Origin of the sequence: Microbacterium sp. W4I20 (assembly GCF_030816505.1) — a bacterium.
Lineage (GTDB): Bacteria > Actinomycetota > Actinomycetes > Actinomycetales > Microbacteriaceae > Microbacterium.
The window spans coordinates 3,710,186-3,732,891 of sequence record NZ_JAUSYB010000001.1; the positions used below are offsets into that span (position 1 = coordinate 3,710,186).

Annotated in this window: 24 protein-coding genes and 3 tRNA genes; 16 read left to right on the forward strand and 11 right to left on the reverse strand. The window is 68.6% G+C overall.

The annotated features are described in order from the left end of the window. Positions 1 to 5: 5 nt before the first annotated feature. The 6 genes from QFZ21_RS18040 to QFZ21_RS18065 form a co-directional block, all read right to left on the reverse strand. A complete protein-coding gene (locus QFZ21_RS18040; RefSeq protein ID WP_307380286.1) occupies positions 6 to 848 on the reverse strand; it encodes a DUF1295 domain-containing protein in 843 nt (280 codons plus the stop codon). A gap of 38 nt (positions 849 to 886) precedes the next feature. Next, positions 887 to 1,642 (reverse strand): HAD-IIB family hydrolase, encoded by a 756-nt coding sequence (locus QFZ21_RS18045; protein WP_307380288.1) that lies wholly within the window; start codon positions 1,640 to 1,642, stop codon positions 887 to 889. Beyond that, positions 1,639 to 2,115 (reverse strand): VanZ family protein, encoded by a 477-nt coding sequence (locus QFZ21_RS18050; protein ID WP_307380291.1) that lies wholly within the window; start codon positions 2,113 to 2,115, stop codon positions 1,639 to 1,641. Before QFZ21_RS18050 ends, QFZ21_RS18045 begins: the two co-directional genes overlap by 4 nt. Before the next feature lie 64 nt (positions 2,116 to 2,179). Further along, positions 2,180 to 2,256, reverse strand: a tRNA-Pro gene (locus tag QFZ21_RS18055). Positions 2,257 to 2,313: 57 nt separating this feature from the next. Further along, positions 2,314 to 3,249: a metallophosphoesterase gene (locus QFZ21_RS18060; RefSeq protein WP_307380294.1), complete on the reverse strand. Its 936-nt coding sequence runs from the start codon at positions 3,247 to 3,249 to the stop codon at positions 2,314 to 2,316. Next, a complete protein-coding gene (locus tag QFZ21_RS18065) occupies positions 3,246 to 5,813 on the reverse strand; it encodes a transglycosylase domain-containing protein (protein WP_307380297.1) in 2,568 nt (855 codons plus the stop codon). The genes QFZ21_RS18060 and QFZ21_RS18065 overlap by 4 nt, the downstream gene beginning before the upstream one ends. Before the next feature lie 107 nt (positions 5,814 to 5,920). Between QFZ21_RS18065 and QFZ21_RS18070 the strand changes: the two genes are divergently transcribed. Together QFZ21_RS18070 and QFZ21_RS18075 are read left to right on the forward strand one after the other, a co-directional pair. Next, positions 5,921 to 6,145: a DUF4177 domain-containing protein gene (locus QFZ21_RS18070; protein WP_307380299.1), complete on the forward strand. Its 225-nt coding sequence runs from the start codon at positions 5,921 to 5,923 to the stop codon at positions 6,143 to 6,145. Next, entirely contained in the window at positions 6,142 to 6,600 is a 459-nt protein-coding gene (locus QFZ21_RS18075) for a RidA family protein (protein ID WP_307380301.1), read from the forward strand. The genes QFZ21_RS18070 and QFZ21_RS18075 overlap by 4 nt, the downstream gene beginning before the upstream one ends. A 67-nt stretch (positions 6,601 to 6,667) precedes the next feature. On the opposite strand, the gene acs is transcribed toward QFZ21_RS18075, so the two are convergent. Continuing rightward, complete coding sequence (gene acs, locus QFZ21_RS18080; protein WP_307380303.1) at positions 6,668 to 8,635, reverse strand: acetate--CoA ligase; 1,968 nt, start codon at positions 8,633 to 8,635, stop codon at positions 6,668 to 6,670. Between the two features lie 389 nt (positions 8,636 to 9,024). On the opposite strand from acs, the gene QFZ21_RS18085 reads away from it, so the two are divergent. From QFZ21_RS18085 to QFZ21_RS18145, 13 genes are all read left to right on the forward strand, one after another. Further along, positions 9,025 to 10,035, forward strand: a complete 1,011-nt coding sequence (locus QFZ21_RS18085) for a TadA family conjugal transfer-associated ATPase (RefSeq protein WP_307380306.1) — start codon at positions 9,025 to 9,027, stop codon at positions 10,033 to 10,035. Then, positions 10,029 to 10,934 (forward strand): type II secretion system F family protein, encoded by a 906-nt coding sequence (locus QFZ21_RS18090; RefSeq protein ID WP_307380308.1) that lies wholly within the window; start codon positions 10,029 to 10,031, stop codon positions 10,932 to 10,934. Before QFZ21_RS18085 ends, QFZ21_RS18090 begins: the two co-directional genes overlap by 7 nt. Before the next feature lie 60 nt (positions 10,935 to 10,994). Further along, positions 10,995 to 11,192, forward strand: coding sequence for a DUF4244 domain-containing protein (locus QFZ21_RS18095; protein ID WP_307380309.1), 198 nt, complete (start codon positions 10,995 to 10,997; stop codon positions 11,190 to 11,192). Next, a complete protein-coding gene (locus tag QFZ21_RS18100) occupies positions 11,192 to 11,551 on the forward strand; it encodes a TadE family type IV pilus minor pilin (protein WP_307380312.1) in 360 nt (119 codons plus the stop codon). Before QFZ21_RS18095 ends, QFZ21_RS18100 begins: the two co-directional genes overlap by 1 nt. Next, the gene (locus QFZ21_RS18105) at positions 11,551 to 11,880 is read left to right on the forward strand and encodes a helicase (protein ID WP_307380315.1); all 330 of its coding nucleotides are present in this window, start codon (positions 11,551 to 11,553) and stop codon (positions 11,878 to 11,880) included. The genes QFZ21_RS18100 and QFZ21_RS18105 overlap by 1 nt, the downstream gene beginning before the upstream one ends. A 77-nt stretch (positions 11,881 to 11,957) precedes the next feature. Continuing rightward, positions 11,958 to 14,870 (forward strand): type I DNA topoisomerase, encoded by a 2,913-nt coding sequence (topA, locus tag QFZ21_RS18110; RefSeq protein WP_307380316.1) that lies wholly within the window; start codon positions 11,958 to 11,960, stop codon positions 14,868 to 14,870. Next, entirely contained in the window at positions 14,867 to 15,502 is a 636-nt protein-coding gene (tmk, locus tag QFZ21_RS18115) for a dTMP kinase (protein ID WP_307380317.1), read from the forward strand. Before topA ends, tmk begins: the two co-directional genes overlap by 4 nt. Before the next feature lie 61 nt (positions 15,503 to 15,563). Beyond that, the gene (locus QFZ21_RS18120; protein ID WP_307380319.1) at positions 15,564 to 16,721 is read left to right on the forward strand and encodes a DNA polymerase III subunit delta'; all 1,158 of its coding nucleotides are present in this window, start codon (positions 15,564 to 15,566) and stop codon (positions 16,719 to 16,721) included. Further along, the gene (locus QFZ21_RS18125; RefSeq protein WP_307380321.1) at positions 16,718 to 18,274 is read left to right on the forward strand and encodes an alpha/beta hydrolase; all 1,557 of its coding nucleotides are present in this window, start codon (positions 16,718 to 16,720) and stop codon (positions 18,272 to 18,274) included. The genes QFZ21_RS18120 and QFZ21_RS18125 overlap by 4 nt, the downstream gene beginning before the upstream one ends. 69 nt (positions 18,275 to 18,343) lie before the next feature. Next, a tRNA-Thr gene (locus QFZ21_RS18130) sits at positions 18,344 to 18,416 on the forward strand. A gap of 66 nt (positions 18,417 to 18,482) precedes the next feature. Then, positions 18,483 to 19,064: an isochorismatase family protein gene (locus QFZ21_RS18135; RefSeq protein ID WP_307380324.1), complete on the forward strand. Its 582-nt coding sequence runs from the start codon at positions 18,483 to 18,485 to the stop codon at positions 19,062 to 19,064. Further along, entirely contained in the window at positions 19,061 to 19,594 is a 534-nt protein-coding gene (locus QFZ21_RS18140; protein WP_307380327.1) for a DUF1697 domain-containing protein, read from the forward strand. The genes QFZ21_RS18135 and QFZ21_RS18140 overlap by 4 nt, the downstream gene beginning before the upstream one ends. Further along, complete coding sequence (locus QFZ21_RS18145) at positions 19,594 to 20,223, forward strand: M23 family metallopeptidase (RefSeq protein WP_307380329.1); 630 nt, start codon at positions 19,594 to 19,596, stop codon at positions 20,221 to 20,223. Before QFZ21_RS18140 ends, QFZ21_RS18145 begins: the two co-directional genes overlap by 1 nt. An 8-nt stretch (positions 20,224 to 20,231) precedes the next feature. Here QFZ21_RS18145 and QFZ21_RS18150 read toward each other — a convergent pair whose 3' ends face one another. Continuing rightward, positions 20,232 to 20,447: a hypothetical protein gene (locus QFZ21_RS18150; RefSeq protein ID WP_307380331.1), complete on the reverse strand. Its 216-nt coding sequence runs from the start codon at positions 20,445 to 20,447 to the stop codon at positions 20,232 to 20,234. A 25-nt stretch (positions 20,448 to 20,472) separates the two neighbouring features. Between QFZ21_RS18150 and QFZ21_RS18155 the strand changes: the two genes are divergently transcribed. After that, positions 20,473 to 20,991 carry a CGNR zinc finger domain-containing protein gene (locus QFZ21_RS18155; RefSeq protein ID WP_307380334.1) on the forward strand — a complete coding sequence of 173 codons (519 nt, stop codon included), beginning with the start codon at positions 20,473 to 20,475 and terminating at the stop codon, positions 20,989 to 20,991. Between the two features lie 75 nt (positions 20,992 to 21,066). Here QFZ21_RS18155 and QFZ21_RS18160 read toward each other — a convergent pair whose 3' ends face one another. The 3 genes from QFZ21_RS18160 to QFZ21_RS18170 all read right to left on the reverse strand — a co-directional run bounded on the left by QFZ21_RS18160 (position 21,067) and on the right by QFZ21_RS18170 (position 22,630). After that, positions 21,067 to 21,612: a type 1 glutamine amidotransferase domain-containing protein gene (locus QFZ21_RS18160; protein ID WP_307380336.1), complete on the reverse strand. Its 546-nt coding sequence runs from the start codon at positions 21,610 to 21,612 to the stop codon at positions 21,067 to 21,069. 148 nt (positions 21,613 to 21,760) lie between these two features. Next, a tRNA-Lys gene (locus QFZ21_RS18165) sits at positions 21,761 to 21,833 on the reverse strand. A gap of 140 nt (positions 21,834 to 21,973) precedes the next feature. Beyond that, complete coding sequence (locus tag QFZ21_RS18170) at positions 21,974 to 22,630, reverse strand: fasciclin domain-containing protein (RefSeq protein ID WP_307380338.1); 657 nt, start codon at positions 22,628 to 22,630, stop codon at positions 21,974 to 21,976. Positions 22,631 to 22,706 lie beyond the last annotated feature (76 nt).

A 22,706-nucleotide genomic window follows, 5' to 3' on the forward strand; every position in this document is an offset into this window, starting at 1 on the left:
CACGATCAGCGATGCGGAACGGCCGCCCGGGTCCGGGGAGGCCAGGGGATCAGCATCGAGGTGGTGCGCCGGTACTCGGCATAGGCCGGGTACTTGCCGGCGGTGAGGGACTCGGTGAAGATCGTGGATCCGATGAACAGCACGGTCAGCAGCGCGGCGCCGATGATCGTGCTGTTCAGCACTCCGCCGAGGAGGCCGGCGCCGCCCGACACTGCGGCCGTCGCACCGATCGCGTAGAACATCCACCACTGCGCCTGCTCGAAGAAGAAGTTCGGGTGGCGGCTGAAGCGGAACAGCCCGGTCGTCACGAAACCGGGCGCGAGGGTGCCACCCGCCTGCTTCTTCCGCTGGTGGAAGAGCCACTGCTGCTGGTCGGCGATCGTCTCCCCGATCAGGAACCCCAAGAACGCGATCACGAAGACGGCGTCCCATCCGGTGAGCGCCGACGGATGCTGCGCGGCGAGGTACGCGGGAAGGGTGATGAGCACGAGCAGCGTCATCTGGTAGCCGATGATGAACAGCACGTTGAAGACCTGGAACTGCCAGGGACGCATCCGCTGCCGGAGGATCGCCCACCGGTAGTCCTCCATGCCGGTGTAGCCGCCTTTGCGCGCGAAGTTGAACGTGAGCCGCACACCCCAGGCCGTCGCCAGGAGTCCCATGACCACGGCGCGCACGGAGCCCTCGCCCTGGACGAAGGCGCCGGCCACGAAGATCCACACATAGACGACGGGAACGATCGACCACGCGCGATCGACCCAGGACGTGTCTCGGGTGATCAGCGAGAGCAGCCAGCATGCCGCGCTGGCCAGCGCAGCCACGACGACGACGATCAGCAGGGGATCCATGACGCCATGCTAGGTGCCGGCGCGGGATCCGCGGCGATTCAGAGCGTCGGCAGCAGCGCCTCGAGTTTCGCTGCGGTGTCCTCCCAGCCCTCCACGGCGACCGAGGGGACCCCGATCGCCAGGACCGGGTAGTCGTTGCCGCCCTCGTCGAGGCGGTCACCGTAGAACAGCATGGCGGTGAGCGGGATGCCGGTGTGCTCTGCGAGCTGTCGCATGCCGAAGGCCTTGTCGATCCCGGCCAGGGTGATGTCGATCGAGGTGGACCCACCCGAACGCACCTCGAGCCCCGGGAGCCGGGCGGCGACGGCATCGCGCAGCGCACCGCGCTTGGACCCGGTCGGGTCCCACTCGTGCTTCGCCTCGCGCGGTGCTCGCTGCCCGAGGGCCGAGAAGGTGATCTGCGAACCGCGGTCCTCGAGGATGTCGCCCCAGGGCTCCGGCTCCCAGAGCCCGAGCCGTTCGGCCTCCTCGCGAAGGGCGTTCAGCGCGGCGGACTTCTCCTCATCGCTCAGGTCATGGGCGTAGACCGGCATGAAGTCCGCGCCGTCGTGCCGGAGATAGCGGGTGCCGCAGGTGGGCAGCAGGTGCAGGCGGGCGAGGTCCGCGGCATCCGCATCGCCGAGCCGGGCGATCACCTGGGTGCGGAACTGCGCCTCGTTGCCGCCCGAGATGATGGCGACGTCGACGGAGCGGAGGAGAGCGCGCAGGAGGTCGGCGATGCGTAGATCGATCACGCCCTTGGACGGAGCAAGCGTGTCGTCGAGGTCGAAGGCGACGAGAGCGGGAGCGGTCATGATGCCTCCAGCGTAGGAGATGGATCCGAAGAGCGGCGCGGTGCGAAGACGAGCGTGCACAGAACGGCCAGCACCACGCCGGCCGTGGCGCCGACGGAGTTGGCGAGCACGTCGGTCACGGTCGCTGCTCGGTGCGGCAAGGCGATGCGCTGCGCCCCCTCGATCGCGAGGGACAGGGCCGGTCCGACGAGCAGGGTGAGCGGCCAGGCCCGACGGGGCAGGAGCATGAACGCGAGGACGCCCACCGGCACGAACACCAGGACGTTCGCGATGATCTCGAAGCGATGGAAGTCCAGACCCGTCCAGCCGAGCCGATGGATGACGCCGAGCGTGAGGTCGAGCAGATTCGGCATCACGTTCTCGATGCGGGCCGGCGTCAAGGTGAGCAGGGCGAGGGATCCGAGGAACGGGATGCCGATCACGAGTGCCCAGACGCGTGTGAAGCGGCGCGGCGGAGGGAGCAGAGAGCCCATGTGTCCCTTTCGCGCATTCCCGGTACAGAGAAGGCCGCCCCGCAGGGCGGCCTTCCGGTGTCACTGGTCGGGGTGACAGGATTTGAACCTGCGACCTCTTCGTCCCGAACGAAGCGCGCTACCAAGCTGCGCCACACCCCGTTTTGCAACCCTCCGAGTCTACAGGGAAATGCTCCCGGCACCGAATCGAACAGGCGATCAGACCCGGGCGGTCAGCGTCAGCAGCGTCGCCTCGGGCCGGCAGGCGAATCGCACCGGCGCGTAGATCGAATGACCGCACCCGGCGCTGACGTTCAGCGGAACGGTGCGAGCATCCCGTGACCATGTGCTGAGACCCTTGGCCTGCTTCAGCGGGATGTCGCAGTTCGCGACCAGTGCGCCGTAGCCGGGAAGACAGACCTGACCGCCGTGCGTGTGACCGCCGAAGATGGCGTCGGCACCGAGATCGATGAACCCGTTCAGTACACGCTGGTAGGGGGCATGCGTGACGCCGAGTCGCGTGGTGCCGGCGTCGGGCGTACCGAGCGCATCGAGCGCTGCGGGCAGCACGTCCAGACGATCCCAGTCGCGGTGAGCATCGCTGACACCGAACAGGTCGATGGAGCTGCCGGCGATGCGCAGCCGCGCGGCCGCGTTGTTGAGATCGGTCCAGCCCAGCTCATCGGTGAAGTAGGCATCCATCGCGGCGGTGTCGAGGAGGGCCGGTTCCCGGTGCTTCTTCGACGGGCCGAGGAAGTACCGCAGGGGGTTGCGCGGCGAGGGAGCGGTCACGTCGTTCGAACCGTGCACGAAGACGCCGGGGATGCCGGCGAACGGCTCGAACGCGCGACGGATACCGTCGAGCCCCTCACGGTGGCCGAGGTTGTCGCCGGTGTTGACGATGAGATCGGGCTTCAGCTGCGCGAGGGATGCCAGCCAATCCTGCTTTCGGTGCTGCCAGGGCGCCATGTGCGCGTCCGAGATGTGCAGCACACGGATCGGTGCCGAGCCGGGAGCGAGAGCGGATGCCGTGGCCTCCCGCACCGTGAACAGATAGCGCTCGATGCCGATGCCCCAGACAGCCGCCGCGACACCGGCGGCCCCCACCGCGCCGAGCGCGATGAGGGCCGGGTGAGCGGACCGTGCAGCGGTCAACAGGCCACCGAGATCTTTTTCGTCTTGTTCGCCGCGGTTCCCCCGGGCGGGTTCGTCGCCGATACCGTCGCCCCTGGCGCGTTGCACGACCCGGCCACATCGACCGAGGTGAATCCGGCGCCGAGCAGCTGGGCCGTGGCCGCTGTCGCCGTCTGACCCGTGACGTCGGGAACCGTCGCTCCGAGCCCGTTGCTGGGCGAGATCGTCACCGTTCCGCCGCCGGCCGTCTGCCCGGACGGATCCTGTGCGGCGACGATGTTGGTCGCCTTGTCGCTGTCGACGGGCTCGCCCTCGGCCACGCTGAATCCGGCGGCCTCGAGCTGGGCCTTGGCCTCGTCCATGGTCTTGCCGACCACATCCGGAACGTTGGTCAGAACGCGCCGCGTGAGCTTGTTGTCGGGCTGGGGGAAGGCCTCGCCGGGATACGCCGCGTTGGCTGCTCTCTGGGTCTCGCGTGCGAGCGGGTAGCGCAGTTCGTTGAGCAGGCCAGCCGGTGACCACACGTTGAAGATGTTGGCCTCGTTCTTCCAGCGGCCCACCCAGGCGGCTGTCGCGACCTTCGTGCTGGATTCGATCATCATCGTCTGGTAGCGATTATGCGTTCCCGTCTTGCCGATCAGCGGGGTGCCGTCGCCGGGGTTCGCCCTCTGGCCGGTTCCGCCCGGCGACATCACGCCCTGGAGTGCATAGGCGGCCGTCGCGGCGACCTCCTTGGAGATCACTCCCTCGGTGCAGGAGGACTTGGGCAACGGGCGCTCGTCGCCTTCGGGGCCGACGACCTTCTCGATCGCGCGGGGCGTGCAGTACGTGCCGCCGCTGGCGACCGTCGCGTAGGCGTTCGCCATGGCGAGAGGAGAGATGGCCTTCGAGCCGAGGACGTCGTAGGCGTTGTTCTTCTCGTAGGTCTTCTCGCCGGTCGCCAGCGTGACGCCCATCCGATCAGCCACCTTGTTGATCTCGCAGATGTCGAGCTTCGAGGCCATGGCGAAGTAGCCACTGTTCAGCGACTGAGCGGTGAAGTTCATCACCGAGTTGGTGGATCCGCCTCCGCCGCCGAAGTTACCGATCTCGCTCGTGTCCGCCTCTAGCGGACCGCCGCCCTCACACGCCGCGGAGGTGAACTTCATGTTCTTCTGCACGCGACCGTTGAGTACCTCGTTCACCGAGTGGCCCTTCTCGAGCCAGTCGATCAGGGTGAACAGCTTGTACGCCGAGCCGACGGCGAAGCCGCCGGATCTGCCGTGCAGCGCATCGCCGGCGAATACGAGGGATGTCTTGGCGAGATCCTTCGTCGGGGTCTCGACGAACTGCGTGTTCTGCGTCATGGACAGGATCCGACCGGTGCCCACCTCGACTGAGACGCCGGCGGCGCCGAAGTACTGGTTGTCGAAGTTCGCCGGCACGGTGTCCCTCATCACCGTCACCGCAGCGTTCTGGATGCGGTAGTCGAGGGTCGTGTAGATCTTGAGACCGCCACGGCGCAGCAGATCGGTCCGATCCTGCTTCTCGGCGCCGAAGGCTTCATCGTTCTCGATGATCGACTTCACGTACTGGCAGAAGTAGGCGTTGACCTTCGCGGCCGCGCAGCCCTGGGTCGGTGCCTTGATGGCCGGCGTGATCTCGGCGGCCTTCGCCTCGTCGTACTGAGCCTGAGTGATCTTGCCGTCGTCGAGCATGCGGTACAGCACGTAATCACGACGTTCCTTGGTGCTCGCGTACCCGTCGGCGGCGCTGTTGTGCGCAACACCGTCCTTGTCGGTCCAGGAGCCGTCCTTGAGGTCGATGCGGAACGTGTTCGGGTTCTGGACGATGCCGGCGAGGACCGCGGACTGGCCGACGGTGAGCTTCGCGGCGGTGGTGGAGAAGTAGTACCGGGCAGCCGCCTCGATGCCGTACACCGTGCCGCCGAAGTTCGCGATGTTGAGGTATCCGAGGAGGATGTCGTTCTTCGAGTAGTCCTTCTCGATCTGGATCGCGTAGCGCATCTCCTGCAGCTTGCGCTCGACGCCCTCGGCGCCCGTCGCCTGAGTGGCGGCTTCCCAACAGGCCTTGAGCTCCTCCGAGTAGGTCTCCGACTGCGTGTCGACCTTCTGCTCGCACTCCTGGATCCGCACGTTCTTCACGAACTGCTGGCTGATCGTCGATGCCCCACGGCTCGACGTTCCCTTGACGTTGTCGATCAGAGCCTTCACCGTCGCGCCGAGGTTCACTCCGCCGTGGCTGTAGAAGCTCTTGTCCTCACTGGAGAGGATCGCGTCGTAGAGAACAGGGGAGACCTGGTCGTAGGTGACGGGGACGCGGTTCTGCTCGAAGAACGAGGCGAGGACGATCTCCTTGCCGTCGGGGTCCTTCGCGTAGATGGTCGACTGCTCCATCGGGGCGTCGACCTTGAGGACCTCGGGCAGCTCTTCGAAGATGGTGAGGGCCTTGTTGCCGGCGACACCGGTCATCGCCAGGACGGGCGTGACGCTCGCGGTGACCAGGAGACCGGCGACGGCGCTCAGACCGACGAGCCCGACGAGACCGCCGAGCACGCCTCTCACCGTGCGATTCTTTTGGGGCATACGCTTGATCGTAGGGGAGTTCCCTGAATACCGCCTTTGACGAGCCTGCACCCTCTCCCGGGCAATCGAGCCCTCCGGAAGGCAGCGCCGCAATCGACAGGAGTGCCATGACCACGTGGGAATACGTCACCACGCCGTTGCTCATCCACAACACGGCCGCGATCCTCAACAACTGGGGCAAGCAGGGCTGGGAGCTGGTGCAGATCGTGCCGGGTCCCGAGGGTGGTCTCGTCGCGTACTTCAAGCGGCCGGTGACTTCCGACGCCTCGGCCAACGCAGGCCTCGCGGCCGCGGCCGAGGCTGCACGCCAGTTCGAAGGAGGTGCCGCGTGAGCGTCTCCGCGCGCCTGGCCGAGCTCGGCATCGAACTGCCGGCGGTCGCTGCGCCGGTCGCGGCCTACGTTCCTGCCGTCGTGCACGGCGGACTCGTCTACACCTCCGGCCAGCTCCCGTTCACCGACGGCGCTCTCCCGGCCGTCGGCAAGGTGGGCGCCGAGGTCGCCGCGGACGATGCGAAGGCGTACGCCCGCACCTGCGCGCTGAACGCGCTGGCTGCCGCCGCGGATGCCGCCGGCGGCGTCGACCGCATCGCGGGCGTGCTGCGAGTCGGCGGCTTCGTGGCATCGGTCCCCGAGTTCTCGGGCCAGCCCGGCGTGATCAACGGGGCCAGCGAGGTGCTCGGCGAGATCTTCGGTGACGCCGGTCGGCATGCCCGCGCGGCTGTGGGCGTGCCGGTGCTCCCCCTCGACAGCCCGGTCGAGGTCGAGGTCACCTTCATCCTCGGCTGACGTTTCCGCGCAGCATCCACATGCAGAACGCCCCCTCCCGTCCGGGAGGGGGCGTTCTCCTGTATCCCTACTTGACCTGCGCCGAGATGATGCTCATCACCGCGGTGTCGGCCAGCGTCGTCGTGTCGCCGACCTCGCGACCCTCCGCGACGTCGCGCAGAAGACGGCGCATGATCTTGCCGGAACGCGTCTTCGGCAGCTCGCCGACGATGTACACGTCGCGCGGCCGGGCGATGGCGCCGATCTGCTCGCCGACCCAGAGCCGCAGCAGCTGAGCGAGGCCCGCCGGGTCGTGTCCGGCGAGGTAGCTCTCCTTGATGATCACGAAGGCGACGACCGCCTGCCCCGTCGTCTCATCCGATGCGCCGACGACTGCGGCCTCCGCGGTGGCCTCGTGCGCCACCAGCGATGACTCGATCTCGGCGGTGGAGAGGCGGTGGCCGGAGACGTTCATGACGTCGTCGACGCGGCCGAGCAGCCACAGATCGCCGTCGTCGTCGAGTCGGGCGCCGTCGCCGGCGAAGTAGTAGCCCTGCTCCTCGAACTTCTCCCAATAGGTCTCGCGGAAGCGTTCGGGGTCGCCCCAGATCCCGCGCAGCATGCTCGGCCACGGCTCGGTCACGACGAGCAGCCCGCCGCTGCCGTTGCCGACCTCGGCACCCTTCTCGTCGACCACGTCGATCGTGATGCCGGGCAACGGCACCTGAGCGGAGCCGGGCTTGGTGGCGGTGACTCCGGGGAGCGCCGAGACCATGATCGCGCCGGTCTCGGTCTGCCACCAGGTGTCGACGATCGGCGCCAGGCTCGCGCCGATGACCTCGCGGTACCACATCCAGGCCTCGGGGTTGATGGGTTCGCCCACCGACCCCAGCAGGCGCAGCGACGACAGATCGAACTTCGCCGGGATGCTGCGTCCGATCTTCATGAACGAGCGGATCGCGGTCGGGGCGGTGTAGAAGATCGAGACCTTGTACTTCTCGATGATCTCCCACCAGCGACCCGGGTGGGGAGCATCCGGGGTTCCTTCGTAGAGCACCTGGGTCGCGCCGTTCGCGAGCGGACCGTAGGCCACATAGGTGTGCCCGGTCACCCAGCCGATGTCGGCGGTGCACCAGTAGACATCGCTCTCGGGATGCAGGTCGAAGACGTACTTGTGGGAGTAGGCCGCCTGGGTGAGGTATCCGCCGGATGTGTGCAGGATGCCCTTCGGCTTTCCCGTGGTCCCCGACGTGTAGAGGATGAAGAGCGGGTTCTCAGCGGGGAAGGCCTCGGCGGTGTGGTCGGCGGATGCCGCGGGAACGGCCTCGTGCCACCAGACATCGCGTCCGTCCACCCAGTCCACGTCGTTGCCGCCGCGCTTCACGACGAGCACGTGCTCGACGGTCTGCTGCTCGCCCTCGCCCCGGTCGCCGAGTGCCTGGTCGACGGCCGGCTTGAGAGCCGAGACCTTGCCCTTGCGGTAGCCGCCGTCGGCCGTGATGACGACCTTGGCGCCCGCGTCGTCGATGCGCGCACGGAGGCTGTCGGCACTGAATCCGCCGAACACCACCGAGTGGATCGCGCCCAGACGCGCGACCGCGAGCATCGACGCGATGGCCTCGGGGATCATCGGCAGATAGATCGCGACGCGGTCGCCCTGGCCGACGCCGAAGCCGGCGAGCACGTTCGCCGTGCGCTTGACCTCGTCAGTGAGCTCGGCGTAGGTGATGCTGCGCGAGTCGCCGGGTTCGCCCTCCCAGTGCAGGGCGACGCGGTCGCCGTTGCCCTCCTCGACGTGGCGGTCGAGGCAGTTGTAGGCGACGTTCAGCTCGCCGTCATCGAACCACTTGGCGAACGGAGGAGTGGTCCAGTCGAGAACCTGGGTGAAGGGCTTGTGCCAGTGCAGGAGGTCGCGGGACTGGTCGCCCCAGAAACCCTCGCGGTCGGCGGCGGCACGCTCGTAGAGCGACGGCGACGACACGGACTGGGCGACGAACTCCTCCGACGGCGGGAACTTCCTGGTCTCATCGAGAAGGTGGTCGATCTGGCTGCTCATCGGCAGGCGCTCCTTTGCGGCATCACGGGTCATGCGGGCTCGGTCGTGGTCATGGCACCACCGGGTCAGGGCGAATCTATCCCCGAGGTACGACGCCGCATACTGCCGAAAGTCGGTATCGGAGCGGGTTTTGTGCGGACGGTCGCCTTGCGTACACTCGACGCGAGCCGAATTCTGATTCGTGCCTTTGCGCGTCCGATTCCCCCGATCGTGACCCGCAGTGGGCGGCATCTCATTCCCCCCGTGAGATGCCGCCCTTTCCGTGGGAGCGCTCCCCGGAGTCGTGCTGGGTACTGCACATGTCGCGGTCCTCGGGGCTTGTGCACAGGCAATGGCCGCCCCGGTCATCGGAGCGGATCGCCGTCGATGCCCGCGTCTAACGTCGCGATATGCCCGATTTCTTCGTCATCCGCCCTCGAGGCGTGGAGCACTCGCCGCACGCCGTGGCCACCGGAGCGCAGCCGCTGCGCCTCGACCCGGCGTTCGGTCCGCTCGCCGAGCACTGCGAAGACGATGCCGTCACCGACGTCTTCGTCAACGGCGCCGACGGGCTGTTCGTCGACCGGGGGAGCGGTACCGAGGCGATACCCGGCTGGAGGGCATCGGAGCGTGAGGTGCGGGACCTCGCCGTCGCCCTCGTCGCGCTCGGCGGACGTCACCTCGACGATCAGGCACCCTGCGTCGACGTGCGTCTGCACTCCGGCATCCGGGTGCACGCGGTGCTCGCACCGGTCTCGACGACGGGCACCGCGCTCTCCATCCGTATCCCCCGCGTCCGCGCCGCCGACCTCGATGCGCTCGCCGCGCTCGGCTCCTTCGACGCACGCCAGCAGACCTGGCTGATGGGGCTGGTCGCCGAACGGGCGAACATCCTGATCACCGGCGGCACGGGTACCGGCAAGACGACCCTGCTCTCCGCGCTCCTGTCCGAGGTGTCCGCCGCGGAGCGCATCGTGACCATCGAGGACGTCGCCGAGCTGCGGCCACGGCATGCGCACCACGTCGCGCTCGAAGCGCGGCAGGCGAACCTCGAGGGCGCCGGCGGCATCAGTCTGGCCCGGCTGGTCCGGGAGTCCCTGCGCATGCGACCGGACCGACTGGTCGTCGGGGAGTGCCGAGGAGAAGAGGTGCGTGAGCTGCTCACCGCGCTCAACACAGGACATGACGGTGGCGCCGGCACGCTGCACGCGAGTGGACTCCGCGACGTGCCCGCGCGTCTCGAGGCGCTCGGCGCGCTGGCCGGCATGGATGCCACGGCGCTCGCGCGTCAGGCCGTCAGCGCTTTCACCATGGTGCTGCACCTCGAACGCGCACCCGGAGGAGAGAGGCGCATCGCCCAGGCCGGAACCTTCGTGCTGACCGGTGAACGGCTCGGCATCGAGGAGGTGCGACCGTGGTGAATCCGTTCCGACGGTCGCCGACGGCCGTCATCTCGGGAGCGGCGGATGCCGCCACCTCGGTGCAGACGCTGGCGGTGCTGCTGCAGGCCGGAGCCGTTCCGCTGGTCGCCTGGCGCCATCTCGCCGACACCGGTGATGCCCCCGCGGCCGCCATCGTCTCCCGGGTCGACGACGGTGAGCCCCTGCTCGCCGCGATCGAGGCCGAAGGTGGAGCCTGGGCCGATCTCGCTGCCGCGTGGGAGATCGCGACGACCGTCGGCGCGCCCCTTGCCGAGGTGCTGCGGATGATCGCTGAGACGCTGCGCGACGCCGCGTCCGCCGCCGACGATGTGCGCATCGCCCTCGCCGAACCGGCCGGCACGGCCCGACTGCTCCTCTGGATGCCGTTCGCCGGTCTGCTCCTCGGATTCGCCCTCGGATTCGACACCCTCGGGGTCATCGTCGGGAATCCGCTCGGAGCCGCGTGCGTCGTCGCGGGGCTCCTCCTCGTACTGGCGGCCCGGCGCTGGACCAGGAGGCTGCTGCGGCGAGCGAGTCGCGCGCCGGGGACACCGGGAATGCGTGCGGAGCTGGTCGCGGTCGCGCTCGCCGGAGGGGCGTCCATCGACAGGGCGCTCCGACTCGTCGCGGAGAGCTCGGCGTCCGGAGTCGGCGACGACGAACGCATCCGTGCCGTGCTCGACCTGTCACGTGCGGCGGGCGTCCCGGCGGGGGAGCTGCTCCGGGCGTCTGCGGCTCAGGAGCGGCATGCCTCCCGCATCCAGGGGCGCCTTCGCGCGGCGAAGCTCTCCACCAGCCTGCTCATCCCGCTCGGGGTGTGCACGCTGCCGGCCTTCCTCCTGCTGGGAGTGGCTCCGCTGCTGCTCAGCGTGCTCTCCTCGACCCCGTTGCCGTTGTGAACGAAAACCCTGTGAACGATCACCAGATGCGTCCGCATCCTCAGAGAAAGAAGGAACACCATGAACACCATCCCCTCCCTCACCCGCGGCCGCGCCGCGTCGCTCTTCGGCGACGACTCCGGTGCGGCCACCGCCGAGTACGCGATCACCACCATGGCCGCCGTCGCCTTCGCGGGGCTGCTGGTCGTCATCATGCGGTCCGATGAGGTGCGCGGCATCCTCACGGATCTTGTGCGGCGGGCGTTGACGGTGTCGTGATGCGGGCGACTCCCAGGAAGCCGTTGCTCCGGGAGGATCGCGGTTCGGTCGCGGCCGAACTCGCGCTCGCGCTTCCCGCCGTCGTGCTCGCGCTGTTGCTGGGCGCGGGTGCGCTGGGAGCAGCCTCCCGACAGGTCGCACTGCAGGATGCCTCTGCCGATGCGGCTCGTCTGCTCGGACGGGGAGAGGGGGCGGATGCCGCGGCGGGAACGGTGCAGCGGGCGGTCCCCGGCGCCACGGTGTCATCCTCTCTCTCCGGCGACCTGGTCTGCGTCACGACCTCGCTCGAGGTCACGATCGGTGCCGTCATCCGGATCCCGGTGCGGGCGTCGAGCTGCGCGCTCGCCGGGGGGCTCTGATGGCGGGCTCGGCGCTCGCCGCGGGCGTCCTCGCCGCGGCCGCGGCGCTGTCCCTAGGACTCACCGTGGTCGGCGGCGCGGCGGTGGTCGCGCAGCGCACGGCCGGGGCGGCGGATGCGGCAGCGCTTGCGGCCGCCGATGCCGCCAGCGGTGCGGTGCCCTCCGCAGACGAGCCCTGCACGCTGGCCGGGAGGGTGGCGCGGGCAGCCGGCGCCACCCTCACCGGCTGCCGGGTCGAGGGCTTCGTGGCGACCGTGGAGGTGCAGGCGGCGTACGCTGGTCTGGCTGCCGTCTCCCGCGCCCGTGCCGGGCCACCCGAGGGTCAATGACGGCGGCGCGACCTCACTCACTGTGAATGACCCCGCACAGTGGTGTGTATGGTGTGCTTCGAAGAAAGGACGCCCCCTTGGCTGAAGGCAAGAAGCTCGTCATCGTCGAGTCCCCGACGAAGATGCGGTCTATTCAGGGATACCTCGGCGACGGTTACGAGGTGCTCAGCTCGGTCGGGCACATCCGCGACCTCGCCGACAAGAAGGACATCCCGGCCGCCGACAAGGAGGCATACGGGAAGTACTCGATCGACATCGAGAACGGCTTCGACCCCTACTACGTCGTCTCCGACCGCAAGACGAAGACGGTCGCCGAACTCAAGCGGGCGCTGAAGACCGCCGACGAGCTCCTGCTCGCCACTGATGAGGACCGCGAAGGCGAGGCGATCGCCTGGCACCTGCTGGAGACGCTGAAGCCCAAGGTCCCGGTCAAGCGGATGGTGTTCCACGAGATCACCAAGGATGCGATCCAGGCCGCGGTCGGCAACACCCGTGAGCTCGACCATGACCTCGTCGATGCCCAGGAGACCCGTCGGATCCTCGACCGCCTGTACGGCTGGGACGTCTCGCCGGTGCTCTGGTACAAGGTGAAGACCGGTATCTCCGCGGGCCGCGTGCAGTCCGCCGCGACGCGCCTGATCGTCGACCGGGAACGCGAGCGCATGGCGTTCACCTCTGCCGAGTACTGGGACGTCGATGCCGACGCCGCCGCGACCGGCACGCACTTCAAGATCCGGCTCGTCCGCGTGGACGGCGGGCAGCTCGCCCGGGGAACCGACTTCGACGACGAGGGAAAGCTGAAGAAGGCCGTCGTCATCCTCGACGAGGCCACCGCGGCCGCACTCGCGCAGGCGGTCGACGCGGTGGGCGCGGGAACCGTCACCAAGGTCGAGGCGAAGCCCGGCACGCGCAGCCCGTACGCGCCGTTCACGACCTCGACCCTGCAGCAGGAGGCCGGCCGCAAGCTCTCGATGGGTGCGAAGCAGGCGATGGGCGTCGCCCAGCGTCTGTACGAGAAGGGGTACATCACCTATATGCGAACGGACTCCACGGCGCTGAGCACCCAAGCGGTGCAGGCGGCGCGGAGCCAGGCCGTCGCGCTGTACGGCGACGCCGCCGTGCCGCTGAAGCCGCGCGTCTACAAGTCCAAGAGCAAGAACGCCCAGGAGGCGCACGAGGCGATCCGTCCCTCGGGTGAGAACTTCCGGAAGCCCTCGTCGCTCTCTGGCGAACTCGACCGAGACGAGCAGCGGCTGTACGACCTGATCTGGAAGCGCACCGTCGCCAGCCAGATGGCCGACGCGAAGTATGAGACGACCACGGTCACGATCGCCGTCGACACGTCGTCCGAGCTCAAGGGAGCGAGCGCCGCCCAGCTGGCCGAGTTCACGGCATCCGGCACCGTGTACACCTTCAAGGGATTCCTCGAAGCGTACGAAGAGGGGCGCGACGAGAAGCGCGGCGATGCGGATGCCGCCGAGAACCAGTCCCTCCCCGCCGTCGCCGTGGGCGACGAACTCGCCGTGGCGGATGCCGAGGCGAAGGGCCACCGCACGACGCCCAAGCCCCGCTACACGGAGGCCTCGCTCGTCAAGGTCCTCGAGGAGAAGGGCATCGGCCGCCCGTCGACCTTCGCCTCCATCCCCGAGACGATCCTCGATCGCGGCTACGCCGTCAAGCGCGGTCAGGCGCTCGTGCCCACCTGGCTCGCCTTCAGCGTCGTGCGCCTCCTCGAAGAGCACTTCGCCGACCTCGTCGACTACGACTTCACGGCCGCACTCGAAGACGACCTCGACACCATCGCCCGTGGAGAGCGCAACCGGGTGGAGTGGCTGAAGTCGTTCTACTTCGGCTCGGACTCGCGCACCGGTCTGCGTCAGGTCGTCGACAACCTCGGCGAGATCGACGCCCGCGCGCTGAACTCGACGCGGATCACCGACACGGCGACGTTGCGGTTCGGCAAGTACGGCCCGTACCTCGAGATCGCCGACCCGGAGAACCCCGAGGCGAAGCCGCGCATCGTCAACGTGCCGGAAGACCTCGCTCCCGACGAACTGACCGCGGCCAAGGCGCAGGAGCTCATCGATGCTCCGGTCGCCGGAGACCGCGTGCTGGGAGAGAACCCCGAGAACGGCAAGATCGTCGTCGTGAAGGACGGCCGGTTCGGTCCGTACGTGCAGGAGAACGATCCGGTGTCCGAAGATGCCGCGGTGGACGAGTCCACCGGAGAGGTCGTCGACAAGCCCAAGCCGAAGCGCGGGGCGAAGAAGGACACGGCCCCGAAGCCGCGCACCGGATCGCTCTTCCGTTCGATGTCGGTTGACTCGATCGACCTCGACACCGCTCTCCAGTTGCTGAGTCTCCCGCGCGTCGTGGGCGTCGACCCGGAATCGGGCGACGAGATCACGGCGCAGAACGGCCGATTCGGTCCGTACCTGAAGAAGGGCACGGACTCCCGCTCGCTCGAGAGCGAATCGCAGATCTTCGACGTCACGCTCGAGCAGGCGCTCGAGATCTACGCGCAGCCGAAGTACGGAGCGGGTCGCCGTGCGTCCAGCGCGCTCGCCGAGTTCGAGGCAGACCCGGTCAGCGGCAAGCCGATCCGCATCCGCGACGGCCGTTTCGGCGCGTATGTGACCGACAGCGAGACGAACGTGACGATCCCGCGCGGGCAGAAGGTCGAGGACATCACGTTCGAGGTCGCTGTGGAGATGCTGGCGGAAAAGCGCGCGAAGGGTCCGGCTCCCAAGCGCGGTGCCCGGACGGCCGCGAAGAAGGCACCCGCGAAGAAGGCACCCGCGAAGAAGACACCGGCGAAGAAGACGGCAGCGAAGAAGCCCGCCGCCAAGACGACGGCCGCGACCTCGACGGCGAAGAAGCCCGCCGCCAAGAAGGCCACCGGCACCGCGACCGCCGCAGCCCGGTCGGCGGCAGCCAAGAAGGCGGCCGCCACCCGGGCGGCGAATGCCGCTGCCAAGGCGGACTCGTGACCGCAGGTCCCGGTGTGTGGATCACGCTCGAAGGCGGAGACGGCTCGGGCAAGACCACACAGTCGAACCTGCTCGCCTCGTGGCTGACGGATGCCGGACACACGGTCGTGCGTACCCGTGAACCGGGTGGCTCAGAGGTCGGGCAGCTGATCCGCGACATCGTGCTGCACCACCGCGGCGACATCGCGCCCCGCGCCGAGGCGCTGCTGTATGCGGCCGACCGCGCCCATCACGTCGCCGCGGTGGTCCGCCCGGCTCTCGCCCGCGGTGAGGTGGTGCTGCAGGACCGCTACCTGGACTCCTCGGTCGCCTACCAGGGCGCCGGACGGGTGCTCGATGCGACCGAGATCCGCGAGCTGTCGCTCTGGGCCGCCGAGGGTGCGCTGCCCGACCTGACCGTGCTGCTCGACCTCGATCCGGCCGCGGCCCGCGTCCGTCTCGACTCGGCGGACAAGCCGTTCGACCGCCTCGAGGCCGAGAAGGCCGAGTTCCACGGTCGCGTCCGCGACGCATATCTCGCGCTCTCCGCCGCAGAGCCGGAGCGGTTCCTGGTGGTGGATGCTGCGGCATCCGCCGATGAGATCGCCACCCGCATCCGAGACCGCGTCGACGAACTGCTCGCCTCCCGCTGACCCGCGCGTCCCACCCGGGGTGGGTGCCGTGGGTGTCGGTGCTCCCGATTAGGCTGAGGACATGCCCCAGACCGTCGCCGCCCCGTTCCCGTGGGCCGACGTATGGGGGCAAGACGCCGCTGTCGAGACACTGCGCGCCGCCGCATCCGATCCCGCCGCCCTCTCGCACGCCTGGCTCATCACGGGCCCACCCGGTTCCGGTCGTTCCACGCTCGCGCACGCGTTCGCCGCGGCACTGATCGCGGACCACCCCGAAGACGAGAACACCATGCGGCAGGTGCTGGCCGGCACCCATCCCGATGTCACGGCGCTCCGCACCGACAAGGTGATCATCACGATCGCCGAGGCCCGCGCCCTCGTGGAACGGTCGTACTTCGCGCCGTCCGCCGGCCGCTACCGGGTCATCGTGGTCGAAGACGCCGACCGCATGGTCGAGCGCACATCGAACGTGCTGCTCAAGGCCCTCGAGGAGCCGCCCGAGCAGACGGTCTGGGTCCTGTGCGCCCCGAGCGAGGCCGATCTGCTGCCGACCATCCGTTCCCGCGTGCGCTCGCTGCGACTCCGCGAGCCCGACGTCGCCGACGTGGCACGGTTGATCAGCCTCCGCACCGGTGTCGACGAGACCATCGCCGAGCAGGCCGCCCGCCACGCGCAGCGCCACATCGGCATGGCGCAGCGGCTCGCGACCGACGAATCCGCGCGACGCCGTCGCGACGACACGCTCCGGTCCGTGCTGGGAGTACGCGGCGTCGGCGACGCGGTCGAGGTCGCCGGTCGTATCATCCAGGCAGCGACAGAAGACGCCAAGGCCCTCACCGCTGAGCGTGACGCGACCGAACGGGCCTCGCTGCTGCACACGATCGGCATCGCCGAGGGACAGGCCGTGCCGCCGGCACTGCGCACCCAGCTGTCCGCGCTCGAAGACGATCAGAAGAAGCGGGCCACCCGCAGCCTGCGCGACGGCATCGACCGCGTGCTCACCGATCTGCAGTCGCTCTTCCGCGATGTCGTGATGCTGCAGTTCGGCCGGGGGGACGATCTGATCAACCGCGAGCTGCGTGACGAGCTGAGCGCGCTCGCGTCCGCCTGGCCTGAGACCCGTACTCTTGTCGTACTTGACCACCTTGCCGAGACGCGGCAGTCGCTGGAGCGCAACATCGCCCCGCTGCTCGCCCTGGAGAGCTTGCTCGTGACCATCACGAGCGGGAGGAAACCGTGAACACTCGATCCACTTCCCGCTTCCGTCGCCTCGCCGTCGTCATCGCGGGTCTCGCTGCGGCATCCGTGGCGCTCTCGGGGTGCCTGTACGCGATGATCCCCGAGCAGGCCGCACCGCGTCCCTCGAAGACGAACACGCCCGACACCGAGGGTGTCGCCGCCGATCTGCTTCCGTTCTACTCGCAGAAGCTGGAGTGGACCGACTGCGGCACCGGCTTCGACTGCACCGAGGTGACGACGCCCCTCGACTGGGAGAACCCCGGCGAGGGAGACATCACCCTGTCGGTCGTGCGTCACCAGGCCGAGGGCACGGCGATCGGCTCGCTGCTCACCAACCCGGGCGGACCGGGCGCCAGCGGCGTCTCACTCGTGAAGGACAGCCTTGACTTCGCCGTCGGAGCCGACCTCATCGAGAACTACGACGTGATCGGATTCGACCCCCGCGGAGTCGGGGAGTCGACGCCCGTGACCTGCTACGACGCGACCGACATGGACGCCTACCTCTACACGATCCCGGCCGCGAAGCGGGGGAGCGCCGAGTGGGAGGCCGAGCTGCTCGATGCGCACACGGCGTTCGCCGAGGCGTGCGACGCCAACAGCGGCGGCATCCTCCCGCACATCACGACGATCAACGCGGCCCGCGACATGGACCTCATCCGCGCTTTGCTGGGCGACAAGGAGCTGAACTACCTCGGCTACTCGTACGGCACGTTCCTCGGTGCGACGTACGCCAAGCTCTACCCCGAGAAGGCCGGCCGACTGGTGCTCGATGGCGCGATCGACCCCGCCGTCCCCGGGCTCGAGGTCGGCGCCACCCAGGCTCTCGGCTTCGAATCGGCGCTGCGCGCCTTCATGCAGAGCTGCCTCGACTCCGGCTCCTGCCCTTTCAACGGTTCGGTCGACGATGCCATGGCCGATCTCGGAGCGCTGCTCGCCAGCGCCGATCGAGCGCCGCTGGAGAACGGCGACGGACGCCTGCTGGGCGCGGACTCGCTGATGACCGCCGTCATCGCCGCCCTGTACTCGGAGGACAACTGGAGCTTCCTCTGGGAGACGCTGGGCGAGGTGCTCCAGGGTGATCCGACGAACGCGTTCTACCTCGCGGACTTCTACAACTCGCGCGAGGACGGCACGTACACCGACAACTCGACCGAGGCGTTCCGCGCGTACAACTGCATGGACTACCCGGTCGAGGACGACCCTGACGCCGAGGCCGCGATCGAGAAGAAGATCGCCGAGGGGGCGCCGACGATCGCGCCGTATTGGACCGGTCCCGACTCGTGCTCCGTCTGGCCGTACCCGCCCACCGGCACCCGCGCCGAGATCACGGCCGAGGGGGCGGGCCCCATCCTCGTGATCGGCACGACGAACGACCCGGCGACTCCGTACGAGTGGTCCGAATCGCTCGCGGGTCAGCTCGAGGAAGGCGTGCTCATCACCCGCGTCGGTGAGGGGCACACCGGCTACAACAAGGGCAACTCGTGCGTCGACGATGCCGTCGAGGGCTTCCTCCTCGACGACGTGGTTCCGGAAGACGGTCTGCGCTGCGAGTGATCGCGGCTCGATTCGCGACGAGCCGCGAGACAGGGTAATATCGGTGATCGTGCCGCTCACGCGTCGCACGCCGCCTTAGCTCAGTCGGCAGAGCATCTCACTCGTAATGAGAAGGTCGTCAGTTCGATTCTGACAGGCGGCTCCGAAGGCCCCGTGATGCGAAGAACATCACGGGGCCTTTCCCGTTCCCACCGCGTACCCTCGAAGCATGAGCAGAGCACTTCTCATCATCGACGTGCAGAACGACTTCACCGAGGGTGGCGCTCTCGCGGTCGCCGGAGGGGATGCCGTGGCATCCGCTGTCTCCGCCTTCCTGGCGGCGCACGCCTCCGACTACGCGGTGATCGTCGCCTCCCGCGACTGGCACCACGCCGACGGTGACAACGGCGGGCACTTCGCCGCGGCTCCCGATTTCATCGACACCTGGCCGCGGCACTGCGTCGCGGGGACCGACGGGGCCGCGTACGATCCGCTCCTCTCGACGGATGCCGTGACCCATCATGTGCAGAAGGGGCAGGGGAAGCCGGCGTACTCGATGTTCGAGGGCACGACGCAGAACGGCGACACCGTCGGCGCCGTGCTGACCGCCGCGGGCGTGCTGAGCGCGGATGTCGTCGGAATCGCCACCGATCATTGCGTGCGTGCCTCGGCGCTCGACGCGATCACCCACGGAGTCCACGTGCGGATCCTCACCGACCTCGTGGCGGGTGTCGGGGCGGAGTCGAGCGAGGCGGCGCTGGCCGAGCTGGCACACGCGGGCGCCGAGCTCGTCCCGAGCACCGACGGATGAGTCGCAGCGTCCTGCTGCTGCGTGCCGTGAACGTCAACGGGCGCAACAGCGTGCCGATGGCGCGGCTGCGAGAGGTGCTCGCCGACGAGACCGACCTGACCGACGTCGCCACGTACATCGCCAGCGGGAACATCGTGTGCGCGACTCCCCGGAAGCCCGCCGCCGCCTGCGCCTCCGTGCAGAAGGCGATCGCCGCGGAGTTCGGCGTCGACACCCCGGTGATCCATCGGACTCACGCGCAGCTCGTGGCATCCGAGAAGGCTCAGCCGTTCCCGGACGGCGAGGAGAAGTTCGTTCATGCCATGTTCCTCGCGGGGGCCGCGAGCCCCGGAGCCGTCGCGGCCCTGGAGGAACGACTGCAGCCAGGTGAGCACCTCGCCCTCGTGGGCGACGATCTGTGGATCGACTACGGACCGGGCGGCGTGCACTCGACGAAGCTCACCAAGGCCGTGCTGGATCGTGCGCTCGGCGTCGCCGGCACGGCACGGAACCTGCGCACCACGCGCAAGCTCATCGAGCTCACCGTCTGATGCCGACCGGGCCGGTCGAGCTGTCGCTGCCGTTCACTGGCCGCTGGACGGTGCAGAACAGCCCCGCGTCCCGAGTGCCCAGCCACGGGACGACGCTCTTCGGCACCTCCCACGCGATCGACTTCGTGCCGGTGGGAGCCGACGGGCGCAGTGCGCCGCGGACAGTGAGGAGCCTGTTCGCGACCGAGTCCCCGGAGGCTTTCGTCGGTTTCGGGCGGCCACTCCTCGCCCCCGTGTCGGGTGAGGTCGTCGCCGTCCTCGACGGGGAGCAGGATCACGCTGCACGCCGTTCGCTGCCCGCGCTGATCGGCTACGCGCTCACCCAGGGTGCCCGGATTCGGCGAGGAGCTGCCGCCATCGCGGGCAATCACGTGATGATTCGCGCGGGTGGCTCGTTGGTGTTGCTCGCGCACCTGCGGAATGGATCCCTGCTCGTGCGGCCGGGGCAGCAGGTGGCTGCGGGGGAGCAGGTCGGCGAGTGCGGCAACTCCGGCAACAGCACCGAGCCGCACGTGCACGTGCAGGTCTCAGCATCCTTCGACCGCCAGGCGCAGGGGATACCGCTGTGCTTCCGGCATCCGTCTGGCGGATGCTGGGTCCCGAGGAACGGCGAGATCGTCGAGGCCTGACGGCTCGGTCACGGTCTCTCCACCTGCACCTCGGTCGAGAGCGCCATCGGCGGCGCGGATGGATTCTGCTGCATGTCGACGCGCCGCGTGCTGCACCCGGCGCAGCGCACGTAGACGACCGTGCCCTCGCTCGTCGGATGCCGTGACTCGACGAGCCAGGCATGCTCGTGGGCGGGGACGGGTGGCGAGATGCGGCGGATCGGGAGGGTGTTCGATGAGGTCATGCCTCCAGCGTGATGTAATGCTCTTATGCATCTCAACCCTTACGGTGAATATGCCGTACTGCTGGCTGCATCACTCGCCAACGACTGGCCGGCGGATCGCGCGGGTATCGAGGCCCGCACGCTCGAGCTCGGCATGACGCAGACCTTCCCACCCGCGCCCGGCGATCACTCCGCGGTCAGGGGCGTCATCGACGACTGGCTCCGGATCGTCGACGAACCCGATGCGGATGCGCGCGCTGAGCTGCTGAACACGCAACTCGCCGCCGCCGCTGCCTACCCGCGCCTGACGAACCACGACGGGGAGGGCTGGCATCTGCACTACCGGGACGACGTACCATCGCTGCCGTACGTGCTCCGCGCGATCATCAACCTCGGAACGTCGCTGCACCTGGTCACCCGAGGCATGAGCCGACTGGGGCGCTGCCAGGCAGCTCCGTGCACCAACGTCGTCGCCGACGTCACGCGCAACGGTCGCCAGCGGTTCTGCTCCGTGCGCTGCGCCAACCGCGCGGCCGTGCGTCGTCACAGGGCGCGGGCTGCCTGACCCGCCGGAGCCGGACAGCAGAAGACCGCCGGTCGGCCGACCGGCGGTCTTCGCGTCTCAGGCTCAGGCTCGTGATCAGGCCGTCTGTCCGGCGTGCGGGCCTTCGCCGATCTCCTCGACGAGCTTCGCGTTGAACGCAGGCAGGTCGTCCGGGGTACGGCTCGAGACCAGGCCCTCGTCGACCACGACCTCCTCGTCGACCCAGGTGGCCCCGGCGTTGCGGAGGTCGGTCGTGAGGCTGGGATAGCTGGTGAGGGTGCGTCCGTCGACGACGCCGGCCTCGATGAGGATCCAGGCGCCGTGGCAGATCACACCGACCGGCTTGTGCTGCTCGAAGAACGCGCGCGCCAGGGCGATGGACGCCTTGTCGAGTCGCAGGTGATCTGCGTTCACGACGCCGCCGGGAAGCACCAGCGCATCGAACTGATCCGCCTGCGCGTCGGCCGCGGCAAGGTCGACGGACTGCTCATGCCCGTTCTTGCCGGTGATCCGGCCGCTCTCGGGGGCGATCAGGGTGGCGCTCGCGCCTTCTCCGGTCACGGCGTCCCACGGGCTCGTGAGCTCGCTGTCCTCGAATCCGTCTGTCGCCAGGAATGCCACTCGGCTACCGGTGAGAGTCATCATTCATCCTTTCCGTGGGGGAGTCGCATCCCGATATCGGGATGTCACTCGACCCTCTCGCGAAGCGCGCAACGGGTGAAGGGGGTGGCCGATCGGAGTCGGCGATGATACGACGTTCTCGTCCTCGAACGTATCCGAGTCTGTGCGGTGGGCCCCGTGGGGCTCGAACCCACGACCCGCGGATTAAAAGTCCGATGCTCTGCCAACTGAGCTAGAGGCCCCTGGGATCAAGTCTAGTGCGCACAGAAGGGCCCGCCGGTGATCAGATCACCGACGGGCCCTTCTCCTTCTCGCGTTCCTCCCCCGAGACGAGAGAAGGTCGCTTGCCGGGAAAACCCCTCCCAGCAGGTTCAGTCCGAAATTACATCGGGGGCATCAGAACCGTGTCGATGAGGTACACGGTCGCGTTGGCGGTCTGGACGCCACCGCAGATGACGGCCGACTCTCCGTTGACCATCAGGTCGTCGCCGCTGCCGGTGACCTCGAGGTCCGCACCGTTGACCGTCGGGTGGGTGCCGGCGATGGCATCCGGAGCGATCTGGCCGGGGACGACGTGGTACGTCAGGATCGCGCTGAGGGTGTCAGCGTCGGTCTTGAGGGCCTCGATGGTGGCCGGGTCGATCTTCGCGAAGGCGTCGTCCACCGGAGCGAACACCGTGAACTCGTCACCGTTGAGCGTGTCGACGAGGTCGACGTCAGGGTTCAGCTGGCCGCTCACTGCAGCGACGAGCGTCTTGAGGAGCGGGTTGTTGGAGGCGGCCACGGCGACCGGGTCCTTCGACATGCCCTCGACCGAGCCTGCGCCGTCCGGCACTGCTTCGGCGTATGCGGCGCAACCGGAACCGACGAGGTTCGCGGCCGGGTCCATGGGCTCCGTCGACGGCTCCGACGACTCCGAGCTCTCCGGGGCCGTGGATTCCTCCGCGGGGGTGCTGCCCATCGAACAGGCGGAGAGCAGGAATGCGCTCGCCAGCGTGAGGGTGATTGCTGCGGTGACCTTCTTCTTGGTGCTGAACATCTCGAGCTCCTTCAGAACTGAGCCACGGCCTCTCCGTGGCGTTGACAGCTGTTCGGAGCCCCCCCTCGATCGGATG